This is a genomic window from Spirosoma arboris (genome assembly GCF_009754945.1).
Lineage (GTDB): Bacteria > Bacteroidota > Bacteroidia > Cytophagales > Spirosomataceae > Spirosoma > Spirosoma arboris.
This window is the reverse complement of the sequence record NZ_WPIN01000004.1, coordinates 614,383-639,189: the sequence shown is the minus strand read 5'-3', so window position 1 is coordinate 639,189 and position 24,807 is coordinate 614,383. Positions and strand designations below refer to the sequence as shown.

Genomic DNA, 24,807 nt, shown 5'->3' with positions numbered 1-24,807 from the left:
CTTGAGGTTGCTCGCACCAGGCGAGAAAGCTTGTTAGTTGTAGGCCATTTTCCAGCAAGAGGTGTTCATGTATAAGGGTTACTCTCTTAACAAATGAACGAAAGACTTAATTGCTTGGGTAGTCAGGGCAATCATTAACTTAGACTGACATAATAACCCATGTGGTAATGGCGGCAATAGCAAGCAGTGCGTAGATTATATAATTTAACAAGGTTGAATGCTGATTACGAGTATCCATAATTTCATAAGTACGGCGAGTAATTTTTTATAGGTTTAGACAGGGCTTGATAGACCAGTCACTATAAATTTATTAAAAGGTAGGTATGGCAACAAAAAACAGGCCAGGCTTAAGTATAATTACATTCATAGACAGGCCAAATACGGCCACGAATCAATAGTTTACGGCTGAACTGCATGGCCCAAAAATAGTTTTGTGACCTGCATAATGCCAGCATGCGTTTACGCACATTAATCAGAAGCAACTAGCCGATCTTCCGGTGTACTAAAATGGACGCCAGCTGTCCACAATCGTACACTTACATGCTTACAAAAAAAATATTTCAGCCTAATTATCAGTATCTTAGCTTTTTGGTATAGTAGTTGAATCGGTACTATCGTTGTTCCATTAATGCACTCAGCTAGGACTACTATATTCGGGTAACAGCATTGCAATGGAGTTTAGGTTAAGAAAACGTGAAGGCCATGCTCACCTTGAAGCATGGCCTTTTTGTAGAGTAGATTTCGGGTAGGGCGCAGCTTCCAATTTTCAGAAATCTCCATTAGCTGTGACCATGAAAAACGTAATCGTTAAAAACTGGCTACTTGTCATTAACCTCCTCCTGGTAGCCGACTATAGCAAGGCATCAACCCCACCAACTCCAGATAAATTAGTTGCACCCACTCAACAAGTCAAATTAACAACCAACGGTTGGAGGCAACTTTTCAATGGCACTGACCTTACCGGCTGGAAACATGTAGGCAAAGGAAGCATGTCCGTCGAAAAGGGCCTGATTCGTGGTCACGGCGGTATGGGACTGCTATACTGGACAAAAGAAAAATTCGGGAACTGTACGCTACGCGTGGTGTACAAAATGCAGAAAGAGAATAGTAATTCGGGTATTTATATCCGCATCCCTCTTGAGCCCCGCGAAGAATGGATGCCTGTTCATTATGGCTACGAAGTGCAAATTGACAACCACCCCGAGACATCAAAGGAAGATGACACCCACATCACAGGAACGCTTTATTCCTTGACTAAACCGATGGCCAAACCCGGCAAACCTGGTCCGGAATGGAATACGATGGAAATTACGCTCGACGGCCCGCGTACCATCATCTCGGTCAATGGTATCAAAGTGACCGATTATAAAGAAGGCGATCCCGTACCAGCACGCAAATTTGATTTCGAGCCTTACCGCGGTCTACGGCCAAATTCAGGCTATATAGGTTTGCAGAATCATGGCGAACACGATGTCGTTTATTTCAAAGAAGTATCGGTAAAGCCACTCACCAAAAACTAGTCCTGTCTACTCTGTACTTTACAGGCGATACCCAAAACTTCCCTTAGTCATCATGAATTACAGCGCAGTCAGTCAGGCAGTTAGTTCTATTTCTCAATACGCCAACAACAATACAGTAGGAAGAAAATTTCTACGTATGGCACTCCTGTTTGCAATAGCAACTTCACCACTTGCGGCTCAGGTACCAAAAGAATATAAAGGCAAACCCTTCAAGGATGCCGAATATACAAAAGGGGCTCAGTTAATACCCGGTCGTGTAGAGTTGGCCTATTATGATCTGGGAGGAGAAGGCGTTGCCTATCATGATACCGATCCGATTAATAAAGGCAGCGGAGAGCTCAATCGAAAACCCGACCATCAGCGTCCGGGTGTGCCCGAATACCTGGTGCATTTTAGAGAAAAAGAAGGCGTAGATATCTCATTTACAAAAGATTTTGCCGATTTCAACCACCCGAATAAAGTCGACCCTAAAGTGAACCAGTTATACCTTGGCTGGCAGGAAGATGGCGAATGGACGAATTATACGGTCGACGTCAAAGTTCCGGGTCAGTACAGAATCATTACGGTCTATGGCTTTCAGGACAACAAATCATCGTTATGGCTGAATAATAAAAAAGCCGTTGATCTAGTCTTACCCGAGAATACGGGTGATTATCATCGTTGGACACAGGCTACAGTTGGCGAAATTACATTTCCGGTTGCCGGTCCAAATCTGCTAACCTTGCATTACAACAAGGGTTCAAACCTGGCCTATCTGGACTTTGTGCTGGTTAAAGAGTTATCGACAGGTAAATAGAAATTCTGCCGATGAAGTTTTGAGGTAGAATTCAGCTAATCATTTGCTAGTATGTATGACCCCTTCAGGGTCAAATGTTTATAGTCAAGTTTACCTCTATAGACATTTGACCCTGAAGGGGTCATACATACTAACGTTTACTGGCTATTCTTAATCAGCGTTACGTAAAACCAGATCGCGTTTTTATAATCCTTAACACCGATGCGCTCATTGGTTCCGTGGACACCTGCCGTTTGTTCTTCCGTGATGGGCATGGGCGAAAACTTGTAGATTGATGGCGTAAGGGCCGCATAAAACTTGGAATCTGTAGCGCCAAGCATGACATTTGGCGCTACGATCACATCAGGGAAAATGCTTCGGATGGTTTTATGAATCGTCTGGAAAGCAAAATTTTCGGTACTAGAAAGTGGCACGGGATTGTTTCCTTTTCCCAGAATACTAACCGTAATACTGTCGTTATCAATCAGTTCCTTCACCCGACTGATAACCCCTTCTACTGTATCGCCGGGTAGCAACCGGAAGTTTACCGTAGCGACGGCGTCAATTGGCAGCACATTGTCTTTGGCTCCAGCCCGGAAAATAGTTGGCGCAGTAGTGGTACGCATCGTAGCATTTCCCGACTTTGTCTCCCCGACGATTTTCTTAATGATTGGACCAAAAAGCCATCGGTTTGCAAAGATCATTCGCTGCCCAAAGGAAACTTCCGAGGCCAGATAATCGATTAACCGATCTACTCCTCCATCCAGTCGAGCCGGGAATGGGTTATGTTCTAATTTACTGACCGCTTCGGCCACCATGCCAATACTGGTTTGTGCAGGCGGCATAGACGAATGGCCACCTTTGCCAATAGCTGTCAGCTCCAGACTTAAATAGCCCTTTTCGGCAATACTGATCAAGGCAACCGGCTTATTGACTCCCGAAACGCCCTCGGTTTTGATAGCTCCTCCTTCATCCAGAATATACTCCAGTGAGATGCCCCGTTTTTTAAGGGCAGTTGCAATGGTCTGGGCTCCATGACCTGATGTTTCTTCGTCTTGCCCAAACGCCAGTAATAGCGTCCGTTCGGGTTGAAAGTTCGTATGAAGTAGGTATTCGACGGCTTCAAGCAGGCCCATCACCCCTACTTTGTCATCGAGAGTACCGCGTCCATATAGATATCCATCATCAATGATACCCGCAAAGGGAGGCCGTTTCCACATACCCTGCGTGCCTTGAATAACCGGAACAACATCGTAGTGGCCCATTAACAAAATGGGTTTCAGTGCCGGATTACGGCCTTTCCATTCATACAATAAACTATATTGATTAAACGCCTGCGGGTTTAGCCGCTGGTGAATAAGCGGGTAGGAAGACCGTATGTAAGTCAGGAATTTATCGAATTGAGTTGTATCTGTCAGCGTGTAATCGGTATAGGAAACCGTCGGGATTCGCACAGCTCCAGCAAAGCGTTGAATGGCCGAATCAGGCACATTAATTGGCGCGGCTGGAGGCACATCTGCTAGCTGATGCGAGGTCAGACGAAGGGTATTAACCAGCAGAATAATGATTATCAGAACGAAGGAAAAAGCGAGGATTCGCCAGAAGAAACGCATGCGTTGAACCAGATAAGTTGTGAAGTGAGCGTTCAGCTAACCCAAATGGTTTCCGCCGAGCAGCTATAGTGGTTCAAAAACGCCAATATTTCAATAAGAACCAAATAAGGTTTGGTTAATCAAAAAAAGTACAAAATTTTCCAGCAACAATCTCTCTTGCCCTATTAAAAAATACGCTATACTTTAATCCTTTTGTCATCCCACCTTTCAGCGGGATGACAAAAATATAATTCTTACTCCACCCCTTTTACCTGCATCGGCAACGTATAAACAGATTCAGATGCTGTGATAAACAACAACTTACGATCTTTACCACCAAAACAGACATTACCCACCCAACGCGACGGTATCGGTATATTGCCCAGCTTAACTCCGGCTGGCGAATAAACCGTAACTCCCCGGCCTGAGATATACAGATTCCCCTGACTGTCGAGCGTCATACCATCCGAGCCCTGCGGAATAAAAAGTTGTCGATTCGTTAACGTACCATCGGCATTGATTTGATACTTGTACGTTTTGCTATCCCGGATATCAGCTACATACAGATACTTCCCATCGGGCGTACCAACAATGCCATTCGGTTGTTTTAGATCACCATCCACCAATACGGCTTCCTGCTTGTCTTTGGGTAAATAATAGACTTTCTGGCCTTCGATGTCTGGTTTTTTCCGCTCCCAGTAGTCGCGCTGGTAATAGGGATCGGTAAAGTAGATACCACCTTTGGGGTCGATCCATAAGTCATTGGGCCCATTCATTCGCTGACCCTGAAAATTGGTTAACAGAACAGTAATTTTCTTATCGGGGCTAATCGACCATAGTTCATCTTTTTCATCTGCACAGGAAATCAAATTCCCTTTTTTATCGAAATACAGTCCGTTCGAACGGCCCGTTTTATCCATGTACAGCGACAGTTTACCATCTGTGTCATACAGCCAGATTTTATCGTTGGGTTGGTCGGTGAAATATATATCCCCCTTCTTATTGACGGCTGGCCCTTCGGTAAATGTAAACTGATTGGATACCTGACGAAGCGTGGCACCGGGTGCCACCACCTTGATCGAATCAAGTCCTTTTCCGGTATTTTGCTGAGCCAATAAATTACTGGAAATAGTCAGTAAGGCCGTCAGGGCCAGTACCGCTTTGCAATACGTAGTCATAGGTAGAGTTGATAAATCTTTTCTACAACCAGTAAGCTCTTGTAAGCAAAAAACTAACCCTCAACCCCGTTTTTTCATAAAAAGAACGGCAGTCTATCGAATGGGCGTGTCTCTCGAATCGGCGTAGGCTTTGCTGAAATCAATTTTCGTCACCTTCCCAGCCACGTAGCGAATGCCCTGAAAGATGTGCTTGATAAACGTAGTATCACTTTCATAATCTGTTTTGGCGTGGCCGAGGGTCGTACACCAGGTATAGCCGCCATCGAAATTATAATACCAGGCCGAGGGGTATAATTCGGTATAGGAGCCCCCAAATAGTTTCACTTTTTCCGGCTCATCCTGATTCAGCGAGGTCAGGTCGTTTGCCATGATCACCGTGGGGCCGGGCGACATATTTTTGGTAAAATAAAACTCATCTTCTTTCTCCCAGATTTTCGGCAAGCCTTGCATAGATGGATGTTTTGTATCAATCACCTCCGCTTTGAATTTTTGAAACTTGGGATGCCAGGCAAACGTACCACCCAGCATTCGTTTAAACCAGGCCCAGTTACGTTCCGTACCCATCACCGAGTGAATGCCAACAAAGCCGCCACCCGCTTCGATATATCGCCGAAAGGCCAATCGCTGTGCATCTGTGTCAAATACGTCGTTGTTGGTGCTGGGGAAAATGAGCAGGGTATATTGCTTAAGATTATCTTCCGTAAAAACGGTTGCCTGACTGGAGGAATCGACACTAAAGCCATTCTGTTGACCCAGTTTCTGGATGCATCGTATGGCATTGGGGATATTGTCGTGAACATAGCCTTTGCCATTCTTCGTGTACACCAGCACTTTCACCTTTTTCCAGTTCACGTTCTGGCTTACTCCAGCACCCAACGTGATCAGGACTAAACACAACGCAGACAACCCTATAGCCGTAACTCGATTCATAATTTGGTAAACGATTTACACCGAAAAGCAAAGCGTATGGGTTATCTACGCTTTCCGGAAACGCAGGGCAAATTCTTTTTCCGACAGGATTAACAGGATTCTAGTACTGGAGAAATCCGGTTAGTCCTGTCGAAAAAATGGCAGCCGGAAGAAGAAAGCAGCTCCATCGGTAATGGTTTTATCCAAACCAATCTGCCCCTTCATACTCTGGATAAATTCGCTCGATATGGCCAGCCCAAGACCGGTACCACTTGACGGCGTTTCTCCGGGCGATGCGTCGCGGGCTTGCCCATTAATAACGTAGCTATCAACGGCTGATGCTTTAAAATAACGGTCAAATACCCGGTCGCGGTGCTCGGGCCGGATACCAGGCCCATAGTCACGAACCCGAAACTCAACTTTGTTTTCCAGCTGGTGCACCGACACATCAATGGTGCTATCTTCGGGGCTATGACGGATGGCGTTGGAAAGAAAGTTCACCAGTACCCACGAGGCTTTATCCGGGTCAGCAGATACAAACGGTAAGCCAGCGTCTACGTCCATGTTAAACGTAATATGCTTGTTTCCAGCCTGTACCCGCAAGGCGTTGGTTGCGTACTTTACAATATCGGCAGGCGCTACGGCCTGTATAGTCAACTGAATCTGGCCTGATTCCACCTGAGCCATATTGAGCAGTTCGCCCGTTAGGTTCAGCAGTCGATTGATGTCGGCTCCGATGTTGCCAACGAGTTGTTTCTGTTCGTCATTTAGCTGACCAATTCGACTGTCTTCCAGCAGTTTGAGACTCATTTTACTACTCGACAAGGGGGTTTTCAACTCGTGCGAAATGGTCGCAATGAAGTTGGTTTTCGCCAGGTCCAGCTCTTTATAAGGCGTAATATTTTCGAGCACCATAACATAGCCTGCCAGTTGAGGCTGACTTTCACCCGTAGGAATTACCTTAACCGTATGCGTCCGTCGATTGAAGTAGCTTTCCTTTCCGCGCGTCGCACTCTCCGATCCTTCTGTACCAGACGGCTCAACACCAGAACTTTCCAGGCCTGGAATCTCCGGTCGGGGATCATAGATTTTAAGAAATCCATTCTGCTCCAAATCGGCCGGTTTATCGGTCATAATATCCTGAATCAGCGTCCGCATTAAATCATTCGAAGCCGCTACGTCTGGGGCGTATTGACCCAGCAATTGCCCCTCTCCGACACCCAACAACCGACAGGCAACCGGATTGGCAAATAGAATCCGTTTGTTCTCATCCATACCGACAATGCCTTCGCTCATGATTCGAATGAGGGTATCAATACGTCGTTTATCGAACAGTACTCTGGCCAGATTCGAATGCTCGTATTCGTCCAGTTTTTGCGCCATCGAATTGAACGTGCGGGCCAATTCGCCAAACTCATCGCTGGAATGAATGTGCAATCGCTCCTGGAAATTGCGTTTGGTTACCTGTCGAAGACCGCGCGTTAGTTCACGTAGCGGATTGGCAATGTAGCCCGGAATATTAATGACGAACGAGAACAGGATCAGGAAGCAGGCCGTCCCAACAACTGATAACCATAGCAGGGCATCCTTCGCCGTTTTTTTAGCCATTTCATTTTTGCGAATGATGGCCTGTCGGTTAATATCGTCCAGTGCGAACAGGTTTTGGTGAATCCGGAAAAGCGTTGCGGAATCGACAGGTCCCGTTCGAAGCCGATTGAATTCACGGCGTAGGTTGCTGGCCACCTCTTTCTCACCAATTTCGGTGATGTTTGTTTCCTGCTTTTTCAAATTGCTTTCGAAATCCGTCAAGGCATCCGGATCAGGTTTGGGCAATTCGGTAAGCATGACCAGCGCCTTCTGCATGGCACTGGCATATTCGAGCGAAATATAGTTGTCCGTCAAAATCGCCTGCGAATCGTCGGAAAGCTCCCGTAAATAATACACGCCCAGTCCACCGAGTGCCAGAATAACGGCAAACATGAAGCCCAGCGCAGCCGCTATTTTACTTTTAATGGACATGGCTATGAAAGGATAATCAGGTCAGTGTCAGAACCTGAGAGTTTATTCAACAACTGATTGAACGCATTCGTCCGGAGAATAATCTGCACAAGCGTGAGGTGTGGTTTGCCAATGCAGACGGTCGTTACGTTACGTTTCTCGACTTCGGCCATAATGCTATTGACGATGTTATTGCTTTTTACCTGAATGACTTCGGCGCCAAGTTCGGTGGCCAATTTAAGGTTATTAATCAGGTGACGCTGCAAGTCCAACTTAATCCGATCGGCACTTTCGGCGGGTGTCTGTACATAGAGCACAAACCAGCGTGAGTTGTAATAAGCCGCCAGTCGGGCTGTTTTACGAATGACACGTCGGGCTATTTCATGATTGGAACTGATAGCGACCAGAAATCGCTCTGGTTTGGCCTTTATACTGGGTGGCACCGATGTCTCAATTTTCCGCTCAACGGCAGTGGCCACTTCGCGTAGTGCCAGCTCACGTAGTTGCAGAATTTTCTCGGCCTGAAAGAAATTCCGAAGAGCAGTCTCTACTTTAGCCGGATCGTAGATTTTCCCTTCCTTCAATCGGGTAATCAACTCGTCGGCAGTGAGATCGATATTCACCACTTCGTCGGCCATTTGGAGTACCCGATCCGGCACACGCTCGGTCACGTCGACACCCGTAATGGCGTGTACCTCATCGTACAGACTCTCGATGTGTTGAATGTTAACCGCGCTGATCACGTTGATACCTGCTTCGATAATTTCGACCACATCCTGCCAGCGTTTTTCGTTTTTCGAGCCCGGAATATTGGTATGCGCCAACTCATCGACAATAACGAGTTCAGGGTGCAGGTTGAGTACTGCCTGTACGTCCATTTCCTCAAGTTGACGCCCTTTGTAAAATAAACTCCGGCGGGGAATTATGGGAAGCCCGGCTACAAGAGCCATTGTTTCGGCCCGGTTATGCGTTTCAATAAACCCAATCCGAACATCAATGCCACCACGTAGCAGCCCGTGTGCTTCCTGCAACATGCGGTACGACTTGCCTACGCCCGCACTCATGCCAATATAAACCTTGAACTTCCCCCGGCGCGATTGACGAAGGAGGTTCAGAAAATGTTCAGCGTTCTGATCGTTTGGGTTCATTGTTTTTATTGATTTTGTCATTCCTACCTCAGGAGGAATGACAAAAAATGAATTAAAAACTTACCGCTAAACTCGTCGTCAATGACGTATTGGTTTTGCTGAGTGTAGTACTCGTTTCAAAAATTGCATCCTGACTATCATATAGTTTACCTTCTACTCTGAACAAGGCGTTTGGTAAAATGAAGTAATCGAAGTTGACAGAATAGCCCCAGGTTTTGAATCCGTTTGGCGTACCTGTTGCAATAATCACCCCATTTTTATCATCGTAATATTCAATCCGGCCTGCCACCTTAACAGCATCACTTACAGCATAGCGAAGAATAGCGACGGGTGAATACCATACATAACTTCCACTGCCTACTCGCTGATTACCAGCGCCAATGGGCTTCCGGTCGGCACCAACATCGAAACCCAGAATAGCGCCGATTTTACCATTCGAATTTATGATTGCGTAAAAGTTGTTGAAGAAGCGGGTTTGTTTTAGTGAGTCTGGCCGGTCACTTCCCAGAAAACTACTCCAGTTCAGTACTAAATTGGCATTGGGTTTAAACTGCACCTGTGTACTTAGTGAAGGCCCAGAATAACCCGGCAATTTGGCGATTCGCTGCCAGCCATTCAGTATCGAACCAAGCAGGGTCCATTTTCCATTCGGCGTGTTGTACGTCACTTTGGCACCGGCCAGATAATAAGGTGAGTTTTCGGCAAGAATGCTTCGGGTCAATGTCCAGCAGTCTTTCGAAATGGCACTTTCAAAACCGATATGCGAACCAAAAATACCCGCATCAAGCCATAGGTCACGTTTTTTCGAAAGCTTCACTCCTACGTTCGCTTCATAAATATTCCTGACCAAACCTTGCTCAGCCGCGTAGTTATATTGCGCATACGTACCCACCTGGAGGGCAAGATTTCCTCGAACCCGTTCGCTCGTGTAAGCCGCTTTCACAAACGCCAGATTTACATTCACTTCGCGGTTGCGTTTGTGGTTATACAAAAAACCGGGGCGTTCCTGACTGGTTTTCGGAGCGGTGAAATCATGCGTATAATAAGCCTCGATGTAGCCCGATAACACCAGTCCGGTATTCGATGCAGTCGCACTGGTTTGCGTTGTTGTCGATGCCGTTGAATCTATTGTTTGCGCCATCAAAGGCATTGCTACCGCCGACCACGTTGTAGTTAGCAGCAAGTGAATTCTATTTTTCATGGTTGTTTTGTTGTACTCAATTCACTGATCCGAACAGGCTCCGGCTGTTCAGGTCTATTTTCATTTCAGCGCATCTAGCGCAACGTTTAATTTCAGTACGTTCACGGTCGACGGTCCCAACAAACCAATGAGCGGACCTGTAGTCTGTGCGTCAACGAGTTTAGTCAACCGATCTGCACTAATTCCACGAGTCTTAGCAATACGAGCTACCTGAATTTTGGCCGCAACAGGCGACAGATCAGGATCTAGTCCTGAACCAGAAGCCGTTACTAATTCAGTCGGAATGTCTTCTTTACGAATACCTGGATTATGTACCAGAAACGTATCGATACGAACCTGAACCGTTTTCAGATAATCCGGATTCGACGGTCCTTTGTTTGATCCGGCAGAACCAGCCGCATTGTACTCCACTGCCGATGGGCGCGAGTTAAAATAACGGTCTTCGGTAAACTTCTGGCCAACCAGCGTATAGCCAACGACCTTACCATTAACCGTAACCGTTTCGCCTTTGCCTCCGCCCGGTGCAAGGCGACCAACGCCAGCAACTACGAGTGGATAAATAACTGAAAGAATAACCAGCAGAACGAGCGTAAGCCGAATGGCCGGGATAATATGAGTTTTCATGATTTTTAGTTGTTTTAAACAAACAGACCCACTACCAAATCAATCAATTTGATGCCAATAAAGGGAGCAATAATTCCCCCTACGCCATAGATAAACAGGTTTCGGCGGAGCAGGGCCGATGCACCAATGGGTTTGTATTCTACGCCACGCAGAGCCAGCGGAATGAGCATTGGGATGATAATCGCGTTGAAAATCACGGCGGATAGAATAGCCGACTCTGAACTGTGCAACCGCATGATATTGATTGCCTGTAAGGCCGGAATCGACATAATGAACAATGCCGGAACGATGGCGAAGTATTTGGCAACGTCGTTGGCAATGGAGAAAGTTGTCAACGTACCACGCGTGATGAGCAACTGCTTCCCAATTTCAACGACTTCAATCAGTTTGGTTGGGTCGTTGTCCAAGTCGACCATGTTGCCTGCTTCTTTGGCGGCCTGGGTACCCGAGTTCATCGCAACACCTACGTCTGCTTGGGCTAGCGCCGGGGCATCGTTGGTACCATCGCCCATCATGGCTACAAGTTTACCGCCGGTTTGTTCGTGGCGGATGTAGTTCATTTTGTCTTCCGGCTTGGCTTCAGCGATGTAATCGTCGACACCTGCTTTCTCGGCAATAAACTTGGCAGTCAGTGGGTTATCACCCGTCACCATTACTGTTTTTACGCCCATTTTTCGTAGGCGCTCAAAACGTTCTGAGATACCCGGTTTGATAATGTCCTGTAATTCGACCACACCACGGACCTGCTCATTCTCGATGACCACCAAAGGCGTTCCGCCATTGCCAGCGATTTTCTTTGCCTGATTCTCAGTTTCTACCGGGAACGTATTGCCTGCTTTCGTAACGATGTTCCGAATCGAGTCGGTAGCGCCTTTCCGAATCCGCACGACCGAACCATTCTTGCCAGCAGGCATGTCGATTCCCGACGAACGCGTTTCAGCCGTGAATTTGATCAACGTAGCCCCCTCAGTAGACAATCGGGAGGTTACTTTTGGGCCAGCCAGCTCAACGATGGATTTACCTTCTGGAGTTTCGTCGGCCAGCGAACTCAGGGCCGAGGCCAGAATCATTTCCGCTTCCGAAACGCCCGGAGCCGGGTAGAAATTGGTGGCTTTCCGATTCCCGATGGTGATTGTGCCTGTTTTGTCGAGCAACAACGTATCGATATCACCCGCCGTTTCAACGGCCCGACCTGATTTTGCAATCACATTGGCACGCAATGCCCGATCCATACCTGCAATGCCAATGGCAGAAAGTAGCCCGCCAATAGTGGTCGGAATCAGACATACAAACAGCGAGATCAAAGCCGCAATGGTGATGGGCGTATTAGCGTAATCAGCAAAGGGTTTCAGCGCCACGCAGACAATTATAAAGATCAGCGTAAAGCCAGCCAGCAGAATTGTCAGTGCGATTTCGTTTGGTGTTTTCTGACGCGTTGCGCCTTCAACCAGGGCAATCATTTTATCCAGAAACGATTCACCGGGTTGGGTTGTCACCTGCACTTTAATCCGATCCGACAGTACTTTCGTACCACCCGTAACAGATGATTTGTCGCCACCCGCTTCCCGAATAACCGGGGCCGACTCACCCGTAATAGCCGACTCATCGATCGTCGCCAGCCCTTCAATAATTTCACCATCTGATGGGATAATATCGCCCGTTTCACAGAGAAAAACGTCGCCTTTAACGAGTTGCGCCGATGAGATAACCTGCACTTCGCCAGTGTACATAGTACCCACTGCTCGAATGACTTTGGCGGGTGTTTCCTGGCGTGTTTTACGAAGCGATTCGGCCTGCGCTTTCCCCCGTGCTTCAGCAATGGCCTCGGCGAAATTGGCGAAGAGAATCGTCAGCAACAGAATCAGTGTGATAGCGATATTATAACCCAGTGAACCTTGCGTCGTATCGCCCGAAATAGCGATGTAGGCTGTTACCAGCACCATCACAACAGTGCCGATTTCAACAGTAAACATGACCGGATTCTTGATCAGAATTGCCGGATTAAGTTTGACAAACGACTCCCGAATAGCCGTGCCAACGAGCTCGCGCTGGAACAGGGACTGGGATGAATTTTGCTTTGCCATTTTTGTATATTGTCAGAACCAGGATTTTTGCGATTGAAATGACTTTCAGGATTGATGGAATACTAGTTCTGACTTCTGATTAGTTAAGTGAAAAATATTCGGCCAATGGCCCTAGTGCCAGTGCGGGAAAAAACGATAGCGCCGTGATGATCATGATTACAGCGAAAGTCATCAAACCGAATGTGCCCGTGTCGATTGGCAATGTTCCTGATGACTCCGGTACGTATTTCTTCTGGGCTAGTAATCCGGCAATTGCGACTGGGCCGATGATTGGAATGAAGCGCCCCAGAATCAGCACAATACCCGTTGCGTAGTTCCAGAAGAAGTTGTTATCGCCTAGCCCTTCAAAACCAGAACCATTGTTGGCGTTAGCGGACGTGAACTCGTAAAGCATCTCCGAGAAGCCGTGGTTACCAGGATTATTGAGCCAGGCTGACGGCTTCACGACCCAGTCGGCGTCGCCATAATTGATGAAAACCCAGGCGGCTAAGGCAACTCCACCTTTCACGAGCAACGTACTCAGTAGCGCAACAATAGACGCAATCTTAATCTCGCGTGCTTCCACCTTCCGCCCGAAGAGTTCAGGCGTACGACCGACCATTAATCCAGAAATGAAAACGGCAATGATGAGGTAGTAATAGTAGTTCAGGAAACCAACGCCACAGCCGCCGTAAAACGCGTTGGTCATCATGCCGAGGAGTTCCATTGTTCCCGACAGTGCCATCGACGAATCGTGCATGGAGTTAACCGAACCCGTCGAAATAATCGTGGTTAGGATACTCCAGTAAGCCGACGCCAGCGGACCAAACCGAACTTCTTTACCTTCCATCGCGCCCGTTGGCTGACTCACCCCTAGCTGTGCAATGGCGGGATTGCCATGTATTTCGGTCACTAAAGTTGGAATGAGCAGACATAGCATTCCGAGTGTCATGACGCCGTACACTACCCACGTAAATCGGCGACGGTTAATCAGGAAACCCAGCGCAAAGAGCATGGCAATTGGCAGTAACACCTGCGCCACCATTTCGACTATGTTGGTGAAGTAATTTGGATTTTCGAGTGGGTGCGCGGAGTTGGCCCCAAACCAGCCACCGCCGTTCGTACCCACGTGTTTGATGGCAATCATACCAGCCGCCGGGCCGCGCGAAACGTTGACCGTGTCGCCTTGCATAGTGACGATCGTGTCTTTCCCATCGAAACTGGCCGGTGTGCCGTTAATCACCAGTAACAGAGCAACTACGAAGGAAATCGGAAGTAGAATTCGGGTAATTGCCTTTACAAAAAACACGTAGAAATTACCCACCGTATCGACTACTTTAGGCAGAAACGACCTGATAATTAGCAGTAAGGCGGCAATCCCCGTTGCGGCTGAGACGAACATCAGAAAGTTCATGACGACCAACTGCGTCAGATACGTGGCCCCTGATTCGCCCGAGTAGTGTTGTAGATCGCAGTTGACCATAAAACTGATGGCCGTGTTAAACGCCAGATCGGGCGTCATAGAGGGATTTCCATCGGGATTGAGGGGCAGCGATCCCTGAAACAGGAGCAGCACGAAGGCAAGAGCAAGCCATACAGCATTGATGGTCAGCAAGGCGACGAGGTTTTCTTTCCAGGTCATTTCGCGGGTAGGATCGATGCCGCCCACGCGGTAAATAAACCGTTCTAGCGGCCCATTGGCCGACCCCGGTTTAAAGACAGTAGCTATGTATTTGCCCAGCGGAATAGCCCACAGGACTGTTAGCCCATACATAACTAAAACGCCGATTAATTCAGTTGACATTTTTTAAAGAGCGAAAGAGTGAAATCGGACCGCGAAGCGGAGCGAAAGATCAGGCGGGGATTCCAGTGGAATCCTCCTCCATTAAATCAGAATTTTTCTGGTTTGATCAATACATATAGCATGTACGCGAAAACCAGCAGCGAGACGATAAACAGGAATGTGAGCATGATTAAAGAGCGAATGAGTGAATGGCGAAAGAGCGAAATGGAGAGTATGAGTGGTTCTGGCATTTTATTGCACACGTTCACTCATTCGCTCTTTCACCTTTAAATACGTTCGAACCAGTCGATGGCTTTATAAAAAGCAGCGAAGCAAAGCAGGGCTGACGCAACGAGGAGCAGGAGTGTACCCATGAGAATTAGTTTGTTAAAAACGTTCGCAGAGGGTTATGCCAAGAAATAGTCCAGATCAACCTGGAAGGCAGAAAATCAACAATAATCCATTGACTATCATATATTTAATATTTTTCCTTTACAAATAGACAGGTCAAAAAAAACGTCAACCTTTCCATTTTGGAAGGGTTGACGTTTCAAACTGATAAGGTATTCTGCCCTTTGGGGAAATCCAGGAGAAGCAAAAAGTTAATTAAAACGGGTTTACAGATCAAAAAGGGATAAGCTAAGAAGGCTGGTTACTGCCATATAAACGTGTGCGTTTTGTGGGACAATAGCCTGTAGTAATCACAATTCTACTCGGTACTATAAAAGGATTCATAGACCCGTTTGGCCAACTCGGATAAATGCTCACGTAGGGCAGATGGCTCTACAACCGTAATGGCACCCGCATAGGGTAATAGCCACGTGGTTATATAGGGAAGGGAACCTACTAAAAACAGCATTTCCAAGCTACCATCTGGTAAAAGCTGCTCATGTACCCAACCATATTGATGTTTGGTATCGTGTAGATGCTGGACCTGAGCAGGAGATACTGCCGTAGGGTTGAAGTTGATTATGACCTTTTCTCGGTCTCTTCGTTTCAATTCATTGGCCCAATAGCGCTCTAATGTTTCAGGGCGTGTTGGGAATATTTCATCTCGAAGCGCCAAGCTCGTAATGCGGTCCAAACGAAAATTTCGAACCGCTTGCCGCAGACGACAAAAGGCAACTAAATACCAGTATTGACTTAGATACAGTCCAATCGGTTCGACCTCCCGGCTAGTTGCCTCGCCTGTTTCGGCAGCCTGGTAGTCAATACGGACAACCCGATGCGATGTCACTGCCGTAACCAACTGTTGGTACGTATTGGGATGCTCTGGCACACTGATAGGGTCCAGCACTTGTATGTAAGGGGCTACCGTTTCGAGGTAATCCCGATCCGAATACCGAAGAGCAGCACGCAACTTATCCATAGCCGCGCCACTTTGTTGAGCTGTTACGGTATCGGTGAGCTTGGAAGCTAGTTTCTCGGCCGTAAGCAGTGCAATCGCTTCCTCGCGAGTAAACATAATGGGCGGGAGTCGATAGCCTTCCAGCATGGCATAGCCTTTCCCTTCCTGGGTTACGATAGGTATACCAGCGCTTTCAAGGGTTCTAATATCCCGATAGATCGTACGGGTACTGACCGAAAAGCGATGCGCTAATTCTGTCGCCGTTAATACACGCTTTGTTTGAAGTAACGTGAGTAAGGTTACCAAACGAGAAAGACGACTTATTTCAGGATCGGTCATTATTCAGGTTTCTTGGCCCATTGAAGGATTTTAGGCTTTAGGTTCTGATCGGTAAATGTAACAATCTCGTTGACTCGTTTTTGTCTCGTTTCTGGTCGTTTCGCCAGTACCAGCCACTGTAGCAAGTTTCGTTTGTCGGACCGGCTTAATTTCTGAAAAAAGGCGTTGGCATTGGGCTTATCAGCCAGGGCTTTCGCAAGATCAGCGGGAATAATGAGCTCTTCTACATCGTCCAGGATGGTCCAGGAGCCATTTTGTTTAGCCACTTCGATGATATCAAACCCGGCTTTTGTCATAAGCCCTGCATCAATGAGTTTTTGAACGTTTGCTTTATTGATTTTCGACCAGACACCTTTGGGCTTTCGTCGGCTAAAAAACTGCATATACCGTTCTTCATCGAAGGGTTTGGCCAGGCTGTCGATCCAGCCAAAGCAAAGGGCTTCTTCTACCGCTTCGGCCCAGGTCAGAGTAGCTATTTTTGCGCTTTTTTTGTAGAACAATAGCCACACCGATGTTTCTCGGGAATGGTTTTCTTCTAACCATTGTCTCCATTCCTGCCGATTGGCCGGGCTAAATATGTTTTTATTTTTTTCCACAAATGCCATGCTGATAAAAGGAATCCAATGAATAACGGGATTTATGAGCGATTTCTACGGAATACCCAAGCAAAAGAGCCCGAAACCGGGCTCTCTTAGAAGACATAAACACAAGAAATTACTTGACTACCGTGGCTTCTAGTTCAATTGATAATCCGCCATACAGGCCTTTCACTTCAACCATAGTCGTCGCTTGCTTTATACCATTTTGGACGATCCAAGTCTGATACGTTTCAACACAACTAGTAAAAAACTCTTGCATTGATGTGGTGTAAATATTCAACCTTACAATGCCACTGGTCGCATAGCCAGCATCACTAATGAGTCGCTCTACATTCTGAATGGCCAGCAGAAACTGCGTATTCATATCAGCTACATGAGGTTCACCATTGGCATCTATGGCGACTTGTCCAGAACAGTACAGCGTGCCTTCTATTTGTTTGACCTCAACGGCTTGCGCTGAATTGGTGTACTTACCCCACTCCCAAGGATCGATTGTTGTCTTTTGCATGGTTATCTTTCGAATTGTGTAAACGAGCAGTTGATTTTGCTTTTACAAAGGTCAAGGCCATCAGTGACAGCCTTATGTCATACCCTGATTCGACAACTCAAAAAAAATAGAAGCAATCAACAGTGCTAACTGGAAATGGCGTCAATTGGACTCCACCCCGATGTTCAGCTACTGCATAAGAAAACTCATGCCAATTGATCAAGCGATGGCTTTACGAACATTTTACATATCGTTTACAATGTTTTACCAGTAAAAAACTTCAGGACGGTTGAGGATCAATACTTTTACGTAGTTGTTTCACCAAATCAATTCTAGTCATGAATAGCTATGGCCTTGCTTTGTTGCTCCTTTGTCAACTCTCCTTTGCGTTAGATAAAGCGTTAGAATTTCCAAAGTCATTCCCTCACCCAGATAGTCAGCAAATACAGAAAAGAGGTAAGCCCGCAGCGGCAAACATCGTTTTTAAATCTACGGATGGCGGGCAGACATGGCAGGACATTAGCGAAGGGTTACCTGAAGGTGCGCAGGCGGAGGATATCATTGAAAAGGATAGAGAGCTTTATATACGGGCTGGAAATGAGATCTATCATGGCAAACCAACTTCCACAGCTCCTTTTTGGCAAAAAGAGAGTTTCCCTAACGAGCATCGCAGCAATGTATGGTCGCCTACGTACACGAATTTTCAACACAAAGGAGTAAACACCGTTTTTGAAACTGCCGGAGGCACCGTTTTCATCGGTTGCAACAACGGCCTTTTTAAATCCACTACCAATGGGGAAACCTGGAAACAAGTCCATACTGGAGGCTGGGTGATGAAATTGGTAGAGTCAAACGGTGTATTGATGGCGACCAGCCAGAGCGGTATATTAAGATCGACCGATGATGGTGAAAACTGGGATTTGGTGATTCGTGAGGGCGGTGTAGGCATCGCTGTAGAACGCATCAAAGGCGGATTCGCTGCCATCACGTACAATACAGAGTCGATGACCAGACGAGTGCGAACATCCTACGACGGCGGCAAAATCTGGCAATCCATTGATGCTGGCCTTCCGGCGACCGCATCCATTGCCTCAATTATTCAGGTTGGCGAATACTTCTTTTGTGGTCATCCTGACGGTATTTTCAGATCATCTGACCAGGGAAAAACATGGAAACTGCTGCTGCCTTCAATCGAAAATAAGGTCTTCAATTTATCTGTTTCAGGCAACGCGATTTATGCCATCCCCAGAGATGGAGGATGCTGAACAGTATGATTAACTAGCAATCGCGGTTAAAAGTATCTCAAGTGGTGGATATGGTCAGCAACTACTCTGCTGAAGATTCGTGTTTGGGCTTCACACGCACGAGTCGGATGTTATTCGGCGGAGTTAGCACTAACGGTACATCTTCAATGACAACGTTGCTTGTATCCAGACCGTAAGCCGCCTGGGGAGGCAATGCAATAGACTTGAGGAAGAAATAGCCCGTCATAATCAATTGAGAACCAATGGGCAGATCATTCTCATACGAAAGAAATGACCGAAACAGTACGAACCGAAAATCACCTGGAACGCGATGGATATTGAGCGACTGATAACGACTGTCGATCGTTACTTCTTTGCCTTTCACCATATCTTCCACCACCATTCTGAACAACAGGTTAATACGCGGTTGCACCCGAAAGCCCAGATAAAACGTAATAAAATAAACATCATCATGAGCCAGCATGTCCACTTTGTAACGCATCACATAAGGCTCATCTTCAACACATACATGAAGAAACCAGTAAATATCTGCTCGTTTGGGCGCTCGATTCAGGATTGAATACAGTGTTTCAGCTTCAATTTTACGGGAGTCTTCGGCAGTGGTCATGTAGACCAAGTGAGTCGCAAATTTGGGAATCTCAAAGTCGTTACTCAGCTTTTTCAATAGCGGCAGATTGTCGGGCAGAGAATCGTAGCGAATGAGTTGTGCTTTGATGGTTTCGCCCCGATACCAGAATAGCATCATGGCCATCAGTATCAGCCCCATCGTTACCGAAATCCAGCCGCCTTCTTCAAACTTCACCAGATTGGCACTCAGGAACGTAGTTTCTACAGCCAGAAATACGCCTGTAATGACAACGATCAATATAGGATTAAAACGCTTTACGCGCAGATAGGTACTCATCAACACTGTGCTCATCAGCATGGTAAGCGTAACAGCTAATCCAAAAGCCGCTTCCATATTTTTGGACTCCTTAAAGTGGAGCACCATCAGAATACAACCCGTCATGAGGCCCCAGTTGACGAAGGGCACATACAATTGCCCACGGAAATCGGATGGATAAACGACGCGCTGACGAGGCCACAGATTCAGTCGCATAGCCTCCCCTACCAGTGTAAACGACCCGCTAATGAGTGCCTGCGACGCAATGATGGTCGCTAAGGTTGCCAACCCAATACTGAACACAACCAGCGGGGCCGGTACGATGGAATAAAACGGGCTGGTTTCACCAACGCGATTGCCAAGGTGCTGCATCAGCCAGGCCGACTGACCGGCATACGATAGCAACAAGGTTAACTTGACATAGGCCCAACTGGCCCGGATATTACCTCGACCGCAATGGCCCATGTCGGAATAGAGCGCTTCAGCTCCAGTTGTGCAGAGAAAGACGCCCCCCAGCAACCAGAATCCGCCCGGATATTCAGCTATTAACCGGAAAGCCCAGACGGGATTTATTGCTTTCAGAACGGATGGCTGCCCCAGCAAGGCCAGAAAACCAATCACCCCAATAAACGTGAACCAGACCAGCATGATTGGCCCAAAGAGCTTTCCTAATTGCTGTGTCCCGAATTGCTGGCTCACAAAAAGAGCAATCAGAATCCCGATAACAATGGGAACGGTATCGAGGTGGGGGTAAAAAATGAGCAGCCCTTCAATGGCCGAAGAGACCGAAATTGGCGGGGTAATCAAACCATCGGCCAGCAGAAACGAGCCACCAATTACGGCAGGATACAACAACCACTTCCCGGTAAAGCGCCGAACAAGTGTGTACAGAGAGAAAATACCTCCTTCTCCTTTGTTATCAGCCTGGAGGGTAATAATTACATACTTGATTGTTGTCTGCAAGGTCAGCGTCCAGATCACACATGACAACGTACCAAGCACCAGCGTTTCGGTCAGGTCTTTACCACGCGTAACAGCCGCCAGCGTATACAGGGGCGACGTACCAATATCACCGAACACAATGCCGATGGCGACCAATAAACCCTGAGCAGAGACTTTATTTATTGACGAATGAGATGTAGACATGAAGCCAATCGGATAGAATTAGTTACCCTCAAAACTACAGCACACCTTCGTTGTTTTGGCTTATTTTACACATTATTTAATCTTGACGATCTCCGCTAATTAATCTCCACCAGCTTTCCGTTCGATTGGCCTAGCTCACGACCCCACTTAGCAACCGCATCCAGAACGGGAAGGAGCGACAGGCCAAAATCAGTCAACGAATATTCTACTTTTAGAGGTGGCTTATCGGTAAATACTTCTCGTCGGATCAATCCATCCTCTTCCAGTTGTTTCAACTGAATACTAAGCATTCGCTCGGTCATTTGCGGAATGAGTTTTCGGAGTTCGCCAAATCGTTTTTTATCATTTCGCAGATACCAGAGCACAACCGTTTTCCACTTACCACCAATGTAATCCATAGTGATGTCCATTGCGCAGTGGTAGCGTTTCCCATTCAGTTCAACAGCAACTTCCTGATCATTTAATTTCATATTCTATGTTCACCATCTGGCCTATTGCCTGAACTAATTGAAAAATTTCGGTACTACCATTTTTGATAGTTATTGCGAAGCTAAAAAGCTATAAATAGGTTTGCAACTATAAATTTTATAGTACAAATCAACCTCAGATATGGAACAGAAAATCGCCGTTTTAGGGACCGGTGTCGTAGGGCAAACCTTTGCCGAACGACTGACCAACTTAGGATACAGTGTTACGATTGGCACTCGCGACGTAGTCGATACGTTGTCCAAAACAGCACCAGGTCCGTATGGCAATCCGCCATTCAGCACTTGGTTAAAAGCGCACGAAACCATTAGCCTGGCCACCTTTGCCGAAGCCGCCCAACAGGCATCGGTTTTGTTCAATTGTACGAAAGGAGATGCTTCTATTGACGTATTAAACCTGGCTGGCGCAGAAAACCTGTCAGGAAAATTGCTGATCGACATAGCCAATCCGCTCGATTTTTCGAATGGCTTCCCTCCTTCTCTGTCGGTTTGCAACACAAATTCGTTAGCGGAAGAAATTCAACGGGCTTTCCCGATGCTAAACGTCGTAAAAACATTAAATACCATGAATGCCAGTCTCATGGTGAATCCAGCATTGCTACCTGGCGAACACACGGTTTTTGTTAGTGGCAACGACAATCGGGCCAAGGAGGAAACCATCGAATTCTTAAAAGCCTTTGGCTGGAAACAGGCCAATATTATTGACCTGGGTGATCTGACAACTGCGCGCGCTACCGAAATGCTGTTACCGATCTGGGTACGACTCTATAGTACGTTGAAAACACCCATGTTTAATTTTCACATCAACATTGGTCAGCCTATCTAGTAAATGAGTTCTGATTACTGTTCGCCCAGTTTACGATAAAGGGTCGTCAGGCCGATATCCAGCAACCTGGCGGCTTCTGCTTTGTTGCCGTTGGTATGGCGTAAAACTCGTCGAATGTGTTGTTGCTCAACAGTAGCTAAATCCATGGCAGCTGGATTAGCGAGCAGTACACCGTCCTGCATATCATAAGGTAACAGATCGGTTGTCAGTTCGGTTGTTCCGTCATCGCGCGTGTCGGCCAGGATTACCGCTCGTTCGATGACGTTCTTTAGTTCGCGAATATTTCCTTTCCAGCTGTGTTGCTGGAGTTTCTGTACAAAGCCAGGATTAAGCCGAATAGTCCGTTTACCTACTTTAGTCGCTTCTTGTTGAGCAAACTGGCCAGCCAGCGTCGGTATGTCGTCGCGCCGATCGCGCAGGGGAGGCAACTCAATACTGAACACCGACAGACGGTAGTATAAATCCAGTCGAAAGTGATTAGCATTGGCCTCTTCCTCTAAACTTCGGTTGGTGGCAGCAATAACGCGCACATCCGTTTTGGTTGGCTTGGTATCGCCCACCCGCAGAAACTCATGGGCTTCGAGCACACGTAGTAGTTTGGCCTGTAGGTCGAGCGGCATTTCGCCAATCTCATCTAAGAAAATGGTGCCTTTGTCTGCTTCGGCGAATAGCCCTTTCTGGTCGCGACTAGCCCCGGTAAAAGCGCCAGCACGGTGACCAAAGAGTTCGCTTTCGAGAATGTCTTTACCCAATGCCCCACAGTTGATGGCTACAAAGGGTCCTGTTCGGCGGGGACTGGCCTGATGAATAGCTTGTGCGAAGACTTCCTTTCCAGTACCGGTTTCGCCCGTTAATAATACGGTGGTATCCGTGACCGCTACTTTTCGGGCGAGGCCAATAGCTTGTTGAATAGATTTTGACTGACCAATGATGCCATCAAATCCATAACGTTGGCCTACACGCTGCTCTAATTGTTTAATCCTGAACTGTAGGGTTGCTTTCTCAACTGCCCGACTCACCAACGGAATAATCCGGTCGTTATCATCGCCTTTGGTGATGTAGTCAAACGCGCCATTTTTAATGGCTGTCACCCCATCCGAAATGGTGCCGTAAGCAGTCAGCACAATGATTTCGGTAGCCGGGTAGAGTTGCTTAATCTGGGCCGATAGTTCAATACCGTTTCTATCCGGCAATTTTACATCGCTGATGACCAGATGAATATCATCCCGTTCGAGAATTTTAAGACCTGCACGGGCATTTTCGGCTTCCAGCACCGTGTAGCCTTCTAGTTGCAGGATGCGGGCCAGAAGCTGCCGCAACCGCGACTCGTCGTCGATAATTAGAATAGTAGCAGCCAAGTTGGGTCTGACGCGGGCATTTACCCATGCCAGACCCAAATCTACTGTCTCATTTCTTAAGATGAACGATTTGCGCCTGTTTTTGCGCTTTTAATGCCAGTTCTGTAGCCAGGAAACAATGTTCCTGCGTCATGGCGGTCTCTGTTCGATTCAAAATGTCGTTTACCAATTGCTCACCATAGGGCAAAGATTCTTTGTTGCAGTCGATATACCGGGTCTCTTTCTTATCAGTGATAAACAAGTGATTACCACCCTCATGTCCGGCCGGGTCAATATTCTTGCGCAGCTCGATAAAGCCTTCGGTGCCAAGAATAGTTAGACGTCCATCACCCCAGCTTTTCAGCCCATCGGGCGTAAACCAGTCAACCCGAATGTAGCCCATACCACCGTCACCACGTAGCATCACATCGCCAAAATCTTCAAAATTTGGGTATTGCGGAAAATGAACATTGCCGATCTGTGAAGCAACAACGTCTGCTTTCTTCGAGCCGGTAAAAAACAAAAACTGGTCGAACTGATGGGAACCAATGTCGCAGATAATTCCACCAAACTCTTTCTTTTCGAAGAACCAGGGCGGGCGCGATGCGGGCGTCATGCGGTGTGGCCCCAAGCCAATAGTTTGGATCACATTACCAATAGCACCGGCCTGCACTAATTCGCCCGCCTTAACGGTCGCCTTATTCTCAAACCGCTCGCTGTACATGATCGAGTAAATACGCTTGGTTTCTTTCTGAACCTTACGCACTTCGGCCAATTGTTCGAGAGTCGTGATGCCGGGTTTATCGGACATATAATCCTTTCCAGCCTTCATGACCCGAATGCCGAGCGGAGCACGGTCAACGGGGATGCCTGCACTGAGAACCAATTGAATGGTCTTATCCTCAAGAATTTCAGCCTCGCTTTTCGCCTGTTTTGCCTGTGGATAGCGTTTGGCAAAATCCGCCATTAGTTCAGGCTCTTTGGCGTAGTAGGAAACAAATTCGCCACCACCTCGAGTAACAGCCCCAACCTGACTGTTAATGTGGCCGTGATTCATGCCAATGACAGCAAAACGAATTCGAGCGGCACCGGTCGGTACTGAATCACTTCCCAGCGATTCGGCACGTACGATAGCGGGCGCGCCGATCAGGTCGCCTGATAGAGAGGGCAATACAACCAATCCAGCCGCCGTGCTGATGGTTTCTTTAATAAAGTTGCGCCGATTGGCGTTTGGTGAGTTCATATTTTAAAGAGCGAAAGAGTGAATGAGTGCAAGAGAGGAGAATAAATGAAACAATTTA

The 24,807-nt window shown here is 47.1% G+C and carries 21 protein-coding genes; 5 read left to right on the top strand and 16 right to left on the bottom strand.

All coding sequences use genetic code 11. The annotated features are described in order from the left end of the window. Positions 1-791: 791 nt before the first annotated feature. A complete protein-coding gene (locus GO755_RS13730) occupies positions 792-1,520 on the top strand; it encodes a 3-keto-disaccharide hydrolase (protein ID WP_157585631.1) in 729 nt (242 codons plus the stop codon). Between the two features lie 52 nt (positions 1,521-1,572). Then, positions 1,573-2,316: a carbohydrate-binding protein gene (locus GO755_RS13725; protein WP_157585629.1), complete on the top strand. Its 744-nt coding sequence runs from the start codon at positions 1,573-1,575 to the stop codon at positions 2,314-2,316. A gap of 137 nt (positions 2,317-2,453) precedes the next feature. Here the strand turns inward: GO755_RS13725 and GO755_RS13720 are convergent, their stop codons facing one another. The 9 genes from GO755_RS13720 to kdpA form a co-directional block, all read right to left on the bottom strand. Next, complete coding sequence (locus GO755_RS13720) at positions 2,454-3,908, bottom strand: M20 family peptidase (RefSeq protein WP_157585627.1); 1,455 nt, start codon at positions 3,906-3,908, stop codon at positions 2,454-2,456. Between the two features lie 233 nt (positions 3,909-4,141). Next, positions 4,142-5,065, bottom strand: coding sequence for an SMP-30/gluconolactonase/LRE family protein (locus GO755_RS13715; protein WP_157585624.1), 924 nt, complete (start codon positions 5,063-5,065; stop codon positions 4,142-4,144). Positions 5,066-5,158: 93 nt separating this feature from the next. Continuing rightward, positions 5,159-5,995 carry a ThuA domain-containing protein gene (locus GO755_RS13710; RefSeq protein ID WP_157585622.1) on the bottom strand — a complete coding sequence of 279 codons (837 nt, stop codon included), beginning with the start codon at positions 5,993-5,995 and terminating at the stop codon, positions 5,159-5,161. A gap of 120 nt (positions 5,996-6,115) precedes the next feature. Next, positions 6,116-7,993, bottom strand: coding sequence for an ATP-binding protein (locus GO755_RS13705; RefSeq protein ID WP_157585620.1), 1,878 nt, complete (start codon positions 7,991-7,993; stop codon positions 6,116-6,118). A gap of 2 nt (positions 7,994-7,995) precedes the next feature. After that, a complete protein-coding gene (locus GO755_RS13700) occupies positions 7,996-9,120 on the bottom strand; it encodes a sensor protein KdpD (RefSeq protein ID WP_157585618.1) in 1,125 nt (374 codons plus the stop codon). Positions 9,121-9,172: 52 nt separating this feature from the next. Beyond that, complete coding sequence (locus GO755_RS13695) at positions 9,173-10,321, bottom strand: porin (RefSeq protein WP_157585616.1); 1,149 nt, start codon at positions 10,319-10,321, stop codon at positions 9,173-9,175. Between the two features lie 60 nt (positions 10,322-10,381). Beyond that, on the bottom strand, positions 10,382-10,945 hold the full coding sequence (locus GO755_RS13690) for a K(+)-transporting ATPase subunit C (RefSeq protein WP_157585614.1): 564 nt from the start codon (positions 10,943-10,945) through the stop codon (positions 10,382-10,384). Between the two features lie 14 nt (positions 10,946-10,959). After that, a complete protein-coding gene (gene kdpB, locus GO755_RS13685; RefSeq protein WP_157585612.1) occupies positions 10,960-13,029 on the bottom strand; it encodes a potassium-transporting ATPase subunit KdpB in 2,070 nt (689 codons plus the stop codon). 79 nt (positions 13,030-13,108) lie between these two features. Continuing rightward, positions 13,109-14,812, bottom strand: a complete 1,704-nt coding sequence (kdpA, locus tag GO755_RS13680; RefSeq protein WP_157585610.1) for a potassium-transporting ATPase subunit KdpA — start codon at positions 14,810-14,812, stop codon at positions 13,109-13,111. An 18-nt stretch (positions 14,813-14,830) separates the two neighbouring features. Between kdpA and GO755_RS42315 the strand changes: the two genes are divergently transcribed. Further along, positions 14,831-15,082: a hypothetical protein gene (locus tag GO755_RS42315; RefSeq protein ID WP_449448582.1), complete on the top strand. Its 252-nt coding sequence runs from the start codon at positions 14,831-14,833 to the stop codon at positions 15,080-15,082. Between the two features lie 418 nt (positions 15,083-15,500). Here the strand turns inward: GO755_RS42315 and GO755_RS13670 are convergent, their stop codons facing one another. The 3 genes from GO755_RS13670 to GO755_RS13660 all read right to left on the bottom strand — a co-directional run bounded on the left by GO755_RS13670 (position 15,501) and on the right by GO755_RS13660 (position 17,585). Then, complete coding sequence (locus GO755_RS13670; protein ID WP_157585608.1) at positions 15,501-16,478, bottom strand: helix-turn-helix transcriptional regulator; 978 nt, start codon at positions 16,476-16,478, stop codon at positions 15,501-15,503. Continuing rightward, positions 16,478-17,074: a YdeI/OmpD-associated family protein gene (locus GO755_RS13665; protein WP_317165864.1), complete on the bottom strand. Its 597-nt coding sequence runs from the start codon at positions 17,072-17,074 to the stop codon at positions 16,478-16,480. The genes GO755_RS13670 and GO755_RS13665 overlap by 1 nt, the downstream gene beginning before the upstream one ends. Before the next feature lie 118 nt (positions 17,075-17,192). Continuing rightward, on the bottom strand, positions 17,193-17,585 hold the full coding sequence (locus tag GO755_RS13660) for a RidA family protein (RefSeq protein WP_157585604.1): 393 nt from the start codon (positions 17,583-17,585) through the stop codon (positions 17,193-17,195). 317 nt (positions 17,586-17,902) lie between these two features. On the opposite strand from GO755_RS13660, the gene GO755_RS13655 reads away from it, so the two are divergent. Then, complete coding sequence (locus GO755_RS13655; RefSeq protein ID WP_157585602.1) at positions 17,903-18,829, top strand: sialidase family protein; 927 nt, start codon at positions 17,903-17,905, stop codon at positions 18,827-18,829. Positions 18,830-18,890: 61 nt separating this feature from the next. Here the strand turns inward: GO755_RS13655 and GO755_RS13650 are convergent, their stop codons facing one another. Then, on the bottom strand, positions 18,891-20,858 hold the full coding sequence (locus tag GO755_RS13650; RefSeq protein ID WP_157585600.1) for a KUP/HAK/KT family potassium transporter: 1,968 nt from the start codon (positions 20,856-20,858) through the stop codon (positions 18,891-18,893). A gap of 95 nt (positions 20,859-20,953) precedes the next feature. Then, a complete protein-coding gene (locus tag GO755_RS13645) occupies positions 20,954-21,328 on the bottom strand; it encodes a winged helix-turn-helix transcriptional regulator (protein ID WP_157585598.1) in 375 nt (124 codons plus the stop codon). A 139-nt stretch (positions 21,329-21,467) separates the two neighbouring features. Here GO755_RS13645 and GO755_RS13640 point away from each other — a divergent pair, with 139 nt between their 5' ends. Beyond that, the gene (locus GO755_RS13640) at positions 21,468-22,169 is read left to right on the top strand and encodes an NADPH-dependent F420 reductase (RefSeq protein ID WP_157585596.1); all 702 of its coding nucleotides are present in this window, start codon (positions 21,468-21,470) and stop codon (positions 22,167-22,169) included. Between the two features lie 14 nt (positions 22,170-22,183). Here GO755_RS13640 and GO755_RS13635 read toward each other — a convergent pair whose 3' ends face one another. Further along, entirely contained in the window at positions 22,184-23,527 is a 1,344-nt protein-coding gene (locus GO755_RS13635) for a sigma-54-dependent transcriptional regulator (protein ID WP_157585594.1), read from the bottom strand. A gap of 49 nt (positions 23,528-23,576) precedes the next feature. Beyond that, positions 23,577-24,749, bottom strand: coding sequence for a Gfo/Idh/MocA family protein (locus GO755_RS13630; protein ID WP_157585592.1), 1,173 nt, complete (start codon positions 24,747-24,749; stop codon positions 23,577-23,579). Positions 24,750-24,807 lie beyond the last annotated feature (58 nt).